This is a genomic window from Sphingomonas flavalba (assembly GCF_004796535.1).
In the GTDB taxonomy this organism is placed as follows: domain Bacteria; phylum Pseudomonadota; class Alphaproteobacteria; order Sphingomonadales; family Sphingomonadaceae; genus Sphingomonas_L; species Sphingomonas_L flavalba.
The window spans coordinates 252,124-265,507 of record NZ_SPHY01000001.1 but is presented as its reverse complement, the minus strand read 5'-3'; the positions used below and the strand labels follow the sequence as shown (position 1 = coordinate 265,507).

The 13,384-nt window shown below is 61.0% G+C and carries 10 protein-coding genes; all 10 read left to right on the top strand.

Going from position 1 to position 13,384, the window contains the following annotated elements; all coding sequences use genetic code 11:
* Window positions 1-101: 101 nt before the first annotated feature.
* Window positions 102-1,736: a carboxylesterase/lipase family protein gene (locus tag E4A53_RS01215; protein WP_136161280.1), complete on the top strand. Its 1,635-nt coding sequence runs from the start codon at window positions 102-104 to the stop codon at window positions 1,734-1,736.
* 262 nt (window positions 1,737-1,998) lie between these two features.
* Complete coding sequence (locus E4A53_RS01210) at window positions 1,999-4,908, top strand: TonB-dependent receptor plug domain-containing protein (RefSeq protein ID WP_239018076.1); 2,910 nt, start codon at window positions 1,999-2,001, stop codon at window positions 4,906-4,908.
* Between the two features lie 182 nt (window positions 4,909-5,090).
* Window positions 5,091-6,062, top strand: coding sequence for a helix-turn-helix transcriptional regulator (locus tag E4A53_RS01205; protein ID WP_136161279.1), 972 nt, complete (start codon window positions 5,091-5,093; stop codon window positions 6,060-6,062).
* Window positions 6,063-6,242: 180 nt separating this feature from the next.
* Window positions 6,243-7,163 (top strand): beta-keto acid cleavage family enzyme, encoded by a 921-nt coding sequence (locus E4A53_RS01200; RefSeq protein ID WP_136161278.1) that lies wholly within the window; start codon window positions 6,243-6,245, stop codon window positions 7,161-7,163.
* 1 nt (window position 7,164) lies between these two features.
* Complete coding sequence (locus E4A53_RS01195) at window positions 7,165-7,593, top strand: PaaI family thioesterase (protein ID WP_168694272.1); 429 nt, start codon at window positions 7,165-7,167, stop codon at window positions 7,591-7,593.
* A 77-nt stretch (window positions 7,594-7,670) separates the two neighbouring features.
* Window positions 7,671-8,819 (top strand): M20 aminoacylase family protein, encoded by a 1,149-nt coding sequence (locus E4A53_RS01190; RefSeq protein WP_136161276.1) that lies wholly within the window; start codon window positions 7,671-7,673, stop codon window positions 8,817-8,819.
* Window positions 8,819-10,153 (top strand): spinster family MFS transporter, encoded by a 1,335-nt coding sequence (locus tag E4A53_RS01185; RefSeq protein WP_239018083.1) that lies wholly within the window; start codon window positions 8,819-8,821, stop codon window positions 10,151-10,153. The genes E4A53_RS01190 and E4A53_RS01185 overlap by 1 nt, the downstream gene beginning before the upstream one ends.
* A gap of 375 nt (window positions 10,154-10,528) precedes the next feature.
* A complete protein-coding gene (locus E4A53_RS01180; RefSeq protein WP_136161274.1) occupies window positions 10,529-11,203 on the top strand; it encodes a winged helix-turn-helix domain-containing protein in 675 nt (224 codons plus the stop codon).
* A complete protein-coding gene (locus E4A53_RS01175; RefSeq protein ID WP_136161273.1) occupies window positions 11,200-12,213 on the top strand; it encodes a sensor histidine kinase in 1,014 nt (337 codons plus the stop codon). Before E4A53_RS01180 ends, E4A53_RS01175 begins: the two co-directional genes overlap by 4 nt.
* A 69-nt stretch (window positions 12,214-12,282) precedes the next feature.
* On the top strand, window positions 12,283-13,383 hold the full coding sequence (locus E4A53_RS01170) for an efflux RND transporter periplasmic adaptor subunit (RefSeq protein ID WP_239018074.1): 1,101 nt from the start codon (window positions 12,283-12,285) through the stop codon (window positions 13,381-13,383).
* Window position 13,384: the final 1 nt, after the last annotated feature.

Genomic DNA, 13,384 nt, shown 5'->3' with positions numbered 1-13,384 from the left:
TGCGAAATAAGCCGATCCGCTGGAAAACCATCAGCGGACGTCTCATGAATTCGTAAGGGCCAGATTATGCCCAAAGAAAACGTCATATAAGGGGAGTGGCTATGGCGCGATTGTTCGGGGTCTTTTTCATCCTGGCGTGCATCATGTCGGCGCCGGCAATCGCGAAGGGCGTGACGGCGAGCACCCCATTCGGGCGCCTCGAGGGCGTGGCCGTGCAGGCTGGCGACAGCACCGTCTATGATTTCCGCGGCATTCCTTTCGCACGTCCACCGATCAACGGCCTTCGATGGAAGCCGGCGGAGAGCTGGACTCAATCCTGGCAGGGCGTGCGACAGGCGACTGCTTTTGCGCCAAGTTGCATGCAGCCGTCACGCCACGCTGGTCGCGATGACACTGCCAACATGAGCGAGGATTGCCTCTATCTCAACGTCTGGACCCCTGCGAATCTGAGCGCGGACAAGCTTGCATCGCTTCCGGTGATGGTGTGGATCCACGGTGGCAGCCTGCTCGAGGGGTCGTCGCGCATGAACGGCGCCAGCCTTGCAAGCAAAGGCGTCGTCGTCGTCAGCATTGCGTACCGCGTCGGTGTTTTTGGCTATTATGCGCATCCCGAACTGACGCGGGAGTCGCCTCACCGTGCCTCGGGCAACTACGGTACGACCGATCAGGTCGAAGCCCTCAAATGGGTGCAGTCCAATATTTCATCTTTTGGCGGTGATCCCCGCAATGTCACAATTTTCGGGCTGTCGGCGGGCGCGTACAGCACGATGCATCTTCTCGCCTCCCCTCTCGCGAAAGGGCTGTTCCACCGTGCGATTTCTCACAGCGGTTACCTGAAATTCCTCCAGCCGCTGAAGCAGGCGGCCCACGGTCGGCCGTCCGCTGAAGATGCAGGCGTCGCTTTCGCGCGGGCGGCAGGTGCCAAATCGCTTGCCCAGTTGCGCGCTCTGCCCGCGCAGAAGGTGATCGACGTGGTGAACGGCTATAAGGATGTTTATGATGCCATCCCCGAAGTCGTGCTCGACGGGTGGGTGTTCCGTTCGCAGCTTGCCGAGACGTTCGCGCGCGGGGAGCACAATAATGTTCCGATCCTGATCGGCTCGACAAGCAACGAGCAGTACAACCTGCTCACCGGGCGCGATGACTGGAAAACCGTCGTGCCGAAGGATGCCTCAGATTACCGCAAAAGAACAGAGACGCTCTACGGCAAGAATGCCGATGAATATCTCGCGCTCTATCCAGCCGGCGACTATGAAAAGAGCGACGATTGGCGCTGGCTGGCGTCCATGCGTGACAGTTTCTATACTTATGCGGCGCACAGGATCGCAGCAGACAGTTCGCGCGTGACGCCGGACGTCTATCTCTATTATTTCGATCAACGCTCTCCGTGGCAGGGCAAGGCGGGCGCTTATCATGGCGCCGATAAGCGTCACCTGTTCGCCAACTGGGCAGGTATTACGCCCACCGAGGAAGATCTGCGTGTCTCCGATATCATGCAGACTTACTGGGCTTCATTTGCAAAAGCGGGCAATCCCAATACGCTGGATCAGCCATTCTGGCCCCGTTACAGCAGCAGCGACCGAGCTTTCATGACGTTTCGTGATGGCATGGCTGTGCCCGGCCGGAATCCTTTGCCGGGAATGCTCGAGTTCTGGGACGCGCGGTTTCACGAGCGGTTGTCGGAAGGGAAGTCTCCCTGGACCGTGACAGGGATTGGCGTCTACGCACCAAAATAAGTCCGTTTGAAGCCGGTATCGGGCTCCCGGAAAAAGAGCCCACAAGCACGTCTGCGGCTGCTGGCAGGTGCGAAACGCGCACCGTGGCACTGTGATCCCGATGCCCCGTTTGGGCCGGGATCGCAGCACGTGCGCGAGGGAATAATGAAATGCAGCCGTCCATAATCATGGTTCGATGCGGCGCAAGTCGACGCCTCCTATGCTGAATGGGCACAGGAAGAGTCGGACTAAGGCGACAACAACTTACAAAGGGGCGTTATCGATGTTTCTGAGCCAAATGCTTGCAAAAGATGGCAAGGCCCAACTTCTCGGATCTTCATTGCTCTACCCGCTCGCCGCAAGGCACGTGTGCGGCGGCGCAGCATTGGCGCTGGCAGTCACGCTGAGCCCGGCGGCATTTGCGCAGTCTTCCGACCCAGAAGGCGGTGCAGAGCCGCAAGGGGCGGTCGCGACGCTCGATAGCCCCGAGATCGTTGTTACCGGATCGCGGATCATGCGGGAGGGATATGATTCTCCCGTTCCCGTGAGTGTGATCGGTGCCGAAGATATCGAAGCGCGGAAGCCTGCAAACATTGCCGACATCGTGTTTGTCCTCCCGTCCGTCAGTGCCGCCGGCAGCCACAGCTCAGCCGACAGTTCGCGGCAGATTTCGACGGGCAATGCCGGTATCAATGCGGTCAACCTTCGTGGCCTCGGGACGTCTCGAACACTGATTCTTCTCAACGGGCAGCGTGTTGCGCCCAGCTCGTTTTCTGGTCTGGTCGACGTCAACACCTTCCCGCAAGGCCTTGTCGAGCGCGTTGAAGTGGTCACCGGAGGCGCGTCCGCTCAATATGGCTCTGACGCCGTCGGCGGCGTGATCAACTTCATCCTCAACGAGAATTTCGAAGGCGTTAAGCTCGGGGTCGATAGCGGCATCTCGACCTACGGTGACGGTCACAACTATCGTCTGAGCGGCACCGCGGGATTTTCGCTTCTCGAAGACCGTGTGAAGATCCTCCTCAACGCCGAATATGCGCACCAGGACGGGATCCATTCGATCGATCGCGACTGGCAGCGGCACGGCTATAACATCATGAACAATCCAGCCTATGTAGCGGGCAATGGCCTGCCCCAGTATTATGTCGGGCCCGGCATTGGCCTCTCCAACCGGATCTGGGGTGGATTGATTACCAGCGGCCCATTGCGGGGGACATACTTCACCGACGATGGCGTTACAAAGCAGCTCAATTACGGCGTGCTTAGTGCGACGTCGTCTCCGTTCATGATCGGCGGTGATTGGCGATTGACGGATCAGATCGGTGTCGGTTCTTCGTCCCTGTATCCCGGCCAGGAACGCTCCAGCGTTTTCGGCCGTGTATCCTATGCGCTGTCGCCTTCCGCAAAGGTTTACGGTCAGTTCTCCTGGAGCGGATATAACAATCTCGGTTACAACTCGTCCGACCTTCTGAATATCACCGTGGGGGCCAACAACGGTTTCCTCACGACGCAGTACCCTGACGTCGCGGCGGCGATGAACGCCAACGGCCTCGAAACGATCAATGTGGGTCTCTGGACCGAGTACAAGAACGGAAGTCGCAATTCTCGCGATGCCTTCCGCTATGTGCTCGGCACAACCGGTGATTTCAGCCTCTTTGGACGCGATTGGTCTTGGGACGCTTATTATCAACATGGTGTGACCAAGACGCATGAGCGCGCCGTAAATTCACTGAATAATGCGCGGTTCAATCTCGCGTTGGATTCGGTTGAAGTCGGCGGCGAGGTCGTCTGCCGCTCGTCCATCGCGGATCCCGCAAACGGCTGCGTGCCCATCGACCTGCTGGGACGCAATCAGCCATCCCAGGCTTCGCTCGATTACGTTTTCGGTCCCGAGCAGCCTTGGAGAAAGCAGCGCTTCACGCAGGATGTTGCCGCAGTAGCGCTCAGCGGCGAAATCTTCGAACTGCCCGGTGGCGCGGCATCTGTCGCTCTCGGTGCGGAATGGCGCGAGGAAAAGGCGCGCGGTACGGTTGGCGAAACCTCCAGCAGTGGATGGCGGTTCGGCAACTACCGGGTGAACCGTGGTGAACGAAATGTCAAGGAGGCGTTCGTCGAGACGTCTCTTCCTTTCTTCAAGGGGTTCGACCTCAACCTCGCCGGACGTTTCACGGATTATTCGACCTCCGGCTCGGTGCAGACATGGAAAGTCGGTGCGACATACTCCCCGATACCGGATATCGAGTTCCGCGGATCGTATAGCCGCGACATTCGCGCGCCGAACCTCGAGGAGCTGTTTGCCAACCCGTCCGGCGTGCTGCAGGGCGTGACGCTTCCCGGGAACGCGCCCGTGCCGGGATACATTCTTGCGCGTATCGCAACGCTCGGAAACGTCGATCTTCAGCCTGAGAAGGCGAAGACATGGACCGCTGGCACCGTGCTGAGACCCAGTTTCATGAGCGGCTTCACCGCATCGCTCGATTACTGGAACATCGACATAAATGACGTTATCGGCAGCGTAGGTTATCAGTCCATCATTGACCGGTGTTACTCCGGAATCACGCAATTCTGTGATCGTCTGGTTTTTGATGGAAATCAGCTGGATACAGTCCTCGTCACTCCCGTCAATTTCGGAAGCAGGCGGGCAAGTGGTCTCGATATCCAGGCCAGCTATGCCCTGCGTCTGTCGGACATAGCCGAAAATGTGCCGGGAACGTTCCGGGTGCACGCGTCATTCGTCCGCAACATGAAGAACATCGTCGATGATCTTGTGCTGACGCCCTATAACAGGGTCGGTGAACTCGAAACGCCCAAATGGACGTACCGCGTTACCGCTTACTACAACGCTGATCCCGTATCGCTGTCGCTCAGCGCGAGAGGCGTCAGCGATCTTGTGTACTCGAAAAGCTATGTGGAATGTGAGAGCGCCTGCCCGGCCTCGACATTGGAAAACAGGACGATCAACAATAATAATATAAATGGGGCAATATACTTTGACGGGACCGTGGCGTTTGGAATCCAGGCTGGCAACGTGAAGTCAAAGCTGAGCTTTATCGTCAATAATATTCTGAATCGGGACCCGACACTGCTCGGAACGTCGATTTCGGGCGGGGCCATTCAGAATCTTCAGACGAGGCACGGCCTCTTTGATACCATGGGCAGGGTCTTCCGTGTCTCGCTGACAGCTGAATTCTGAGCGGCGGAACTCTCGGCCCTGACGAAGGCATCCCCGGAGCTGGCAAGTGTCGGTTTCACGGCTTGGCTCCGGCGGATGCATCGCGTAATCTGCTCCACGGGACGGGATATCATGGGAGGTGGACGTTGTTTTCAATTTGGCGTGCTCGCCGCTTTCATCAGGTCCGGTCATAGCGACGTCAGATGATCGCGGATGATGAATTTCTTGCGCGGATCAGCCAGGGCAGTAGTTTCCGTATCCTGAAGGCTGACCCGGCTGCGGCGCTTGATAGTTTCAGCATGCTGCCTCCACCCGAGAAGGCGGCCGGCCAGTTCGATGTCTACTGCCAGGACCAAAACCTCGGCCTCACGATACGAAACCTGCGGCCGAAGTGCGGCTTCAGCGATGACCAGGTTGGTCTTGGCCGGATCATATTCCTGCTTCACCTTTCCGGGAAACGTCGTATCGAACTCGGCGCGCATAGTTACGAGTTGGCCGAGCCAACCTTGGCTATCTTCTATCATCCTCCGGGATTGAAAAAGCGCAGCGTCTGGAGTGATGACGCAGACGAGATTTCATTGACGATTGGGATGTGGCCGCACGGATTGTCGTCGCTATGCGACTTCAGCGCGATGGATCTGCCGGGCATCTCTTCGATCAGCGGCGACAGAAGTGATGTCTTTTGGTACGCACGCCCCCTTCCGTACACATTGATGTCTGCCACAGAAAATCTGTTTCATCATTCCGTTGACCGGCGGGTCGCGAAAGCCTTCATCACCGCCAAGTCTACGGAAATCGCCTGTCTCAGCCTTGATACACTGCTCACGGATGGCAGCTTCCTGGTGCGCAGGGACGTAGCGGTTGACCGCCTCGAGCGCATAAGAACGCTGATCGAGGCGAGCCTCCCCAATCCGCCATCCCTGTGCGATCTCGCCGCGACATTCGGTATGCAGCCGCAGGATTTATCGGTCGAGATCCGCGAAGGTCTCGGCGTGAGCCTCAATCAATATATCACAAGTCGCCGGATGGAACGCGCGAGGACACTCCTTGAGTCGGAAAACATGCCGCTGAAGCAGGTGGCATATAAGGTCGGCTATTGCCATGCGTCCAACTTCTGCACGGCTTTCAAGCGGCACTTCGGGAGGCCGCCAAAGAACTACATGCGTCTCTGCTAGCGGTTCGGTACCCGAGGGGCCGCATAACGCAATTGGCGTCACCATAACTGAGGCAGGTTCCGGGCGCACACGCGCTTCCCTTATGGTGTCAGCGATTGAACGGTCAGCGTCCACTGTGAAGCTTACCCTGGCCTGCCCGGTCGATCGTATTCGTATGAACTGGTTTGATAGGTGGGTGGCATGGGGCGAAAAACAATAATTACATGCGCAGTTACCGGGTCGGCGCACGCACCATCCATGTCACCCTATTTGCCGTATACGCCAGCGGACATTGCGCGGCAGGCCGTAGACGCCGCGCGGGCCGGCGCCGCGATCGTGCATCTTCATGCACGCGATCCGGAGGACGGCAGGCCGACCTCGAGCGGGAAGGTCTACAAGGAGATCGTGGACAGGATCCGCGACCAATCCGATGTCATCATCAATATTACGACGAGCGGGCCGAGCGATCCGGCCCAGAGGATGGAAGGCGCCATTGAATGCGGGGCTGAAATGGCCTCGCTCAATATGGGGACGATGTCCCCCATGGGGCGCTCATCCATGGGCAGCAAGATCAAGGACTTTAAATTCGAGTGGGAAAAATCGTTCTTCACAAGCGACAAGGAGAAGATCTACCGCAATACGGAAGGGACGATTGAAGCAATCGCGCGCGAACTTGGGCAGCGCGGGACCAAACTCGAGTGTGAATGCTACGATATCGGTCATCTCTATAATGTGGCGTACTTTGTCGCCCAGGGCGTTCTGAAACTGCCGGTTACCATTCAGACGGTGTTCGGCTTCAGCGGGGGGATCGGCGTCGATCCGGCCAACGTCGTTCACATGCGCACAATTGCCAATCAACTGTTCGGCGATCAGTGGCACTGGTCCATACTTGCAGCCGGCAAGCACCAGACGCGGCTTTGCGCCATGGGTGCGGCGATGGGCGCGAACGTACGCGTTGGCATGGAGGACAATCTGTATCTTCGAAAGGGGGAACTGGCGAAGTCCAATGCTGAGCAGGTCGCGCAGATGCGGCAGATCCTTGAACTGATGTCGCTCGAAGTCAGCACGGCCGAAGATGCGCGTCAGACACTTGGACTCCGCGCCGCGAAAGAGCGCCCGTAATATGGCGGTGCGTGTGGGGCCCGGCTCCTGGTCCGAGGAAGAGGTTCGCAGGATGCCGACGCTCGGCTTCCAGAAGCAGCTTGGCATCGAACTGCTCGAGGTGGAGAAAGCCCGCATAGAAGCGCGGGTGGAACTTGGCGAGCGCCTCCTGAATTCGCGTGGCGGTATCCACGGCGGTGCGCTCATGGCGATCGCAGACAGTATGGGAGGCATGGGGGCGGTTCAAAACCTTGGTCCCGCCCAGTTTACATCCACCCTGGAATCAAAAACGAACTTTCTCGCCGCGCCGAAGGGGGATTTCCTGACGGTGCGGACGCATGCCCTCCACGTTGGTCGACGGACATCCGTCTGGTCGACAGTGATCTGCGATGAAACGGGCCGAACAATTTCGGTAACGACGCAGACCCAGCTGCATTTCACGAATGACTAATCAGAGCTCCGGCCAGCCAGAGTCCGAAAGCCCTGGCGCGACTGCGGGGAAGAAGCACGTGTTGCGAGGGCGAGCCGATGCACGATGAACTGATCCAAAGCGCCGGGGAATGGCGGCGGGACATCCACCAACATCCCGAGCTCGACTACGATGTCCTTCGCACTGCCGACAAGGTTACGTCCTTGCTCGTGGAATTCGGCTGCGACCGCGTGGAAACGGGGATCGGGAAAAGTGGCGTGGTGGGTGTGGTCCATGGTCGCAACCCTCAGAAAGGCCCTAACATCGCAATCCGTGCGGATATGGATGCCTTGCCAATCGTCGAGGAAAGCGGCGTTGCCCATGCCTCGACACGACAAGGCATGATGCACGCCTGCGGCCATGACGGACATACGGCCATGCTCCTCGGTGCCGCAAAGGCGTTGGCGGCTGAACGGCATTTCGATGGCACACTGGTGCTGATTTTCCAGCCGGCTGAGGAGGGCGGTGGCGGCGCCCGCGCGATGATCGAGGATGGCCTTTTCGACCGCTTCGAGATTGACGAAATTTACGGTCTCCACAACTGGCCATCGCTCGAAATCGGCCGCTTCATGCTTTCGCCGGGCCCGGTGTTGATGGCGTCGGACCGCTTTACCATCGAGTTGAAAGGCCCCGGCGGACATGCCGCGCGTCCGCACGAGTGCGTTGATGTTGTCCTTGCGTCCAGCCAACTGGTCAGCGCGCTTCATACCATCATTCCACGCAACCTGGATGCCTCCGAGCAGGCGGTTCTTTCCGTCACGTCGATTCACGGTGGTGATGCGTTCAACGTTCTGCCCGGGTCTATCCGGCTTCGCGGAACCGTTAGAACCTTGTCTCCCCATGCGCGCGATCTCTGCCAGTCCCGGGTTGAAGAGCTGGCCGAAAAGCTCCCGCAAGCCTTCGGAGCGATCGGGGAGGTCTCGTATGTTCGGGGCTATCCACCCACGATCAATCACGCGAAGCAGGCGAAAACGCTCGCTGATGCTGCAGCAAGACTAGTGGGGGAAGAGGCCGTCGAGAGAAACATGAAAGCGCTGGCGGCATCCGAAGACTTTTCGTTTTTCCTGGAGAAAAAGCCCGGCGCGTTCATATTCATGGGCAACGGTCAGACAGCGCCGCTTCATCATCCGCGCTATGACTTCAACGACGAAGCCCTTCCTCACGGCATCGCTCTCTGGCGCGAGCTGATTCAGGGAGGTCGGTCGTGATGGATGCTGCAGCAGATGGCCGATACGCGAAGGCCCGCCGTGTTCTCAGGCAGTTTTATCGCTGGTATGCCACCGCGCTCATAGCCGTCGGATTCTTTCTGTCCTACGTGGACCGAATGGCGCTGTCGCTCCTCGTGGAGGACATCAAGGCAGACCTCGATATCACCGATTTCCAGTTCAGCCTTCTGCAGGGTCTGGCCTTTTCTCTCTTTTACGCAGTCATGGGTATTCCCCTCGGCAAGCTTGCCGATTCCGCCAATCGGAAAAAGCTGCTTGCCGCCTGTATCAGCCTGTGGAGCCTATTCACCGCTGGATGCGGCATGGCGCAATCCTTCATCTGGATGTTCCTCTGCCGCATCGGCGTGGGGGTGGGTGAGGCCGGGCTGACGCCTGCTGCCTATTCCGTGGCGTCGGACATGTTCCCGAAACGTCAACTCGGGCGCGCGACCAGTATATTCACCTTCGGGGCGTATGTCGGTGGCGGCGGCGGCCTCATTGCGGTTGGCCTCGCACTCGCCTTCTTCGAGAACGGCGGCGCATCGGGGCTTCCCTGGATCGGGGATTGGGCGCCGTGGCGACTGACCCTCATCGCGCTTGGCCTTCCCGGTGTTGTGCTGTCGCTGCTGATTCTGCTGACCTTCAGGGAGCCCCTTCGCGGGGCGATGGCAGAGGGCGAGGCCGTCGTTGAGCGTGTGAGCTTCCGGGACACGTTGGGTTTTCTGCGGCAGGAGTGGCGGGTCTTCCTGCCGTTGATGCTGGGAACGTCGCTTTGTGCATTCGTGACCTATGGATCAGCCGCCTGGGCGCCGGCGTTCTTCATGCGGACCTTCGGATGGGACCCGCAGACCGTCGCGGCAAATTACGGCACGCTCAATCTCGCGGCAGCCGCCATTGGTCCGTTCGTCGGTGGATATCTGCTCGACCGCGCTTCGAAGGGCACGGATGTCGCGAGGGCGCTTTCTGTTCTCGTGATTATCGTCATCGTGGCAAGCTGCCTCGCCATCGCGCCATTGATGGAAAGCCCGGCCTTCGCGCTGGCGTTCATTACGGTCGGCATCTTTGCGAAGACGGCGTATGGAACACTGCTTCCTGCCCTGACCCAGCTTATGGTTCCCACCTCGATGCGCGGTCAGATCGTGGCGATCTACGTGTTCGCTTCGAATATCGTCGGCTCCCTGTTCGGGCCCGCCGCCATCGCCGCAGTTACGGACTTCGGTTTTGAGGATCCGAACCGGCTGGGGTTATCCATGGCTATCGTTGCAGGTTCGGCTTTGCCTTTCGCAATCGGCATGTTCTTACTCGCCCGACAGGGTGCACGAAGGGCAAAACGCTAAAACCGCGTCATCTTCACCGTGCTCGCATGGTATGCCTACCAGCTTAGAGGAATCACGTATCTCTGGACTCGAGGTAGCGTAGCGCGAACGGACCGCCTCCAGACGAACACGCAGAGCCAAAAAGGTTCGTCGTTTGGGAATCACATTGATTGGGCAGCATCTGACGGTACATTTGACGGTATGACACACCGGCCCTGCATGGTCATCTCGTTCAAATGTATGCAGAAATTTTGTTATTTTGATTCCGTCCCTGGCACCACCGCCTTCCACCATCCTGCCGCTGTGGGGGCCACACTGCCAGGCCTGACGCGTCGTACCGGTGCTTGCCAGCCCCGTGGCTTGCATGCAGGGGACCATATCGGGTGAAGATGGATCATGGCACGGCTGCTGATCATCGAAGACAATACGCGGCTGGCGAAGCGGATCGCCGAGGGGCTGGATCAGCGCGGCTATCGCTGTGACCATGTCGCGTCGCTAGCCGACGCCGATGCGGCGCTCGGCACCGACATGTTCGACGCGATGATCGTCGACCTGGGCCTGCCCGACGGCGATGGTTTGGCGTGGCTCCGCGCCCGTCCGCCGGGCGGAGAACCGCCGGCGCTGATCCTGACCGCGCGGGATGGGCTGGAGGACCGGATCAACGGTCTTGACGCCGGCGCCGACGATTATCTGGTCAAGCCTTTCGCATTGGACGAACTGGCGGCGCGGCTGCGCGCAATGCTGCGCCGGCCGGGCCGCCGCGCCGGCACCGTGCTGCAGGTCGGCGAGATCTTCTACGACAGCAGCCGGCGTACCGCCCATGTCGGTGGGCGGGCGCTGGACCTGACCCGGCGAGAGGCCGACCTGCTGGAGCTGCTGCTGCGCCAGGCGGGGCAGGTGGTGCGTCGCCGCGCGATGGAAAGCGCGCTCTATCGTTTCGACGAGGCGGTCACCCCCAACGCAATCGAGGCGAGCGTTTCCCGCCTGCGCCGCAAGCTGGACGAGGCCGGCGCGCACGGCCAACTCCACACCGTTCGCGGCGTCGGCTACCTGCTGAAGGATGTACCGTGAAGCGTCAGGAGTCGATCCTTGGTCGGCTGATGCGCAGCCTTGCGCTGGTGTCTGCTACCGGGTTGTTCCTGCTGCTCGTCTTCATTTGGGTCGAATATCAGATCTCGATCCTGCATTTCGCCGATCTCGCTCGGCTGCGGCGATCGGCCTATGAATTGCTCGAACATATCGGCCTGCCGATGGTGCTGCTTGCGATCCCGACGGTGCTCGCGGGGCGGTGGGCCATCCGGCGCGGGGTGCAGCCGTTGGAGGAGGCGGCCGCGCGGATCAACGCCGCAAGCGGCGAAGCGCGCGGCGTGCGGGTCGACGCATCGACATTGCCGGTCGAAACGGTGCCCTTCGCCGACGCCGTCAACCGCTTGCTCGACCGGGTCGACCGAGCCGCCGCCGCTCATGAAGCCTTCGCCGCCGATATCGCCCATGAATTGCGCACGCCGCTGACCCTGCTTTCGCTGGAGCTTGACGGGCTGGATGATCCGCGCGCCGAAGCGATGCGTGCCGACGTGGCGGCGATGCGCCGGCTGATCGACCAGTTGATGCTGCTTGCCCAGATCGATGCTGAAGCGGCGGCGCACCTGCCGCCCGACGATGTGGATCTGGTCGAGGTGGCCGGCGACGTGGTTGCGCGGATGGCGCCGGCGGCGCTCGCCGACGGTAAGGTGCTGGAGCTGCGCGGAGAACGGGCAGGCACCATCCGGGGGCGCCGGGAAAGCGTTGCCGCCGCGCTGCGGAACCTGGTTGAAAATGCGCTGCGGGTGACCGATGCCGGCGCGCCGGTCGTCATCCTGGCCGATCGCGCGGCCGAACTGGCGGTCCGCGATGGCGGCCCCGGTCTGTCCGCCGCGCGCCTGCACGAAATGACCCAGCGCCTCAGTCGTGCCGACCATGCGAGTGCGAACGGCGCCGGCCTTGGTCTGGCGATCGTGTCGCGGATTATGGCCGCGCATGGCGGGCGCCTTGCCGCCGACGAAGGCAAGCGCGAACTGCGGCTGATCTTCGCAAAAAGCTGACCCTTCGTCAGGGGGCCGTCAGTTTTCCGCGCCTAGCTGCCCGCCATGATCAGGACTAAAGGGCGTTGGGTGGCTGCCGTCGGCACCGTTGCGCTGGCATGCACTGGCTGGCTGCTGCTCTCCGATCGAGGGAGTGACGGCGTCGGGAACAGCGCGCCGTCCGCGGCGCGTACCGCGACGTCCGGCGACATCGCCCTGACGGGGGATCAGATCACTGCCCTGTCGCTGCGCTTCGCCACGGCGGAGCCGGCGCTGACCGAACCGATCGCCGCCCTGCCGGCACAGATTGCGCCGCCACCGAACGCCCGGGTTGCCGTCACCGCGCAATTGCCCGGCATCGTCACGCGGATCCATGTCGTGGAGGGCGACGTGGTACGCACCGGGCAGACGCTGGCGACGGTATCGAGCCGCGACATGGTGTCGCTCGGCTCCGATCTGGCGCGGGCGCGGGCGCGTCTCGCCGTGGCGCGGGCCAGCGCCGACCGGATCGGGCAGTTGAACCGAGAGGGCATCGTCGCTGCTGCCCGCCTGGATGAGGCGCGCGCCACCCTGCGCGAGGCGGAAATCGACGTTCAGGAACGCACACGGCTGGTCGGCATGGCTAACGGATCGCCCGCTGGCAGCTATTCGCTGACCGCGCCGATCGGCGGACGAATCAGCGCGATGACGATCGAAACCGGCAAGGCGCTCGATCTTGGGGCTGCGCCGTTCGTGATCGACGGGGCCGGACCGCTACAGGCACGAGCGCAATTGCCGCAGCGCCTGATTGGCCGTGTTCACCCCGGCATGCGGGTCATCGCGGGCCCCGGCTTGGAAGGGCAGGTTGTCGCGGTCGGCACCGCGCTCGACCCGCAGACGCGGTCGGCAACGCTGACCGCCCGCTTCCCGGCTTCCGCCGAGCTGCGATCCGGCCAGTCGCTGACCCTGTCGGTGTTGGGACCGGCGCCGGATAGCGCGGTGCGGGTGCCAGCGGCGGCGATCGCCCGATTGGGTGATAGCACTCTTGCCTTCGTCAGGACGAAGGCGGGGGTGGTGGCACGCCCGGTCCGTCTTGGTGAGGGCGGCAGTGGTGCGGATGGGGCGCAGGTGGTGCTGTCTGGCCTGAAACCCGGTGAGCAGGTGGCCGTAAGTGCGGTGAGTGAGCTAAAATCGCTCGCGGCGGCGGATTGAT

Bases quoted from the DNA above. Each gene is read 5' to 3' on its own strand.
- E4A53_RS01215 (WP_136161280.1), top strand. From the start codon at position 102: ATGGCGCGATTGTTCGGGGTCTTTTTCATCCTGGCGTGCATCATGTCG.
- E4A53_RS01210 (WP_239018076.1), top strand. From the start codon at position 1,999: ATGTTTCTGAGCCAAATGCTTGCAAAAGATGGCAAGGCCCAACTTCTC.
- E4A53_RS01205 (WP_136161279.1), top strand. From the start codon at position 5,091: ATGATCGCGGATGATGAATTTCTTGCGCGGATCAGCCAGGGCAGTAGT.
- E4A53_RS01200 (WP_136161278.1), top strand. From the start codon at position 6,243: ATGGGGCGAAAAACAATAATTACATGCGCAGTTACCGGGTCGGCGCAC.
- E4A53_RS01195 (WP_168694272.1), top strand. From the start codon at position 7,165: ATGGCGGTGCGTGTGGGGCCCGGCTCCTGGTCCGAGGAAGAGGTTCGC.
- E4A53_RS01190 (WP_136161276.1), top strand. From the start codon at position 7,671: ATGCACGATGAACTGATCCAAAGCGCCGGGGAATGGCGGCGGGACATC.
- E4A53_RS01185 (WP_239018083.1), top strand. From the start codon at position 8,819: ATGGATGCTGCAGCAGATGGCCGATACGCGAAGGCCCGCCGTGTTCTC.
- E4A53_RS01180 (WP_136161274.1), top strand. From the start codon at position 10,529: ATGGCACGGCTGCTGATCATCGAAGACAATACGCGGCTGGCGAAGCGG.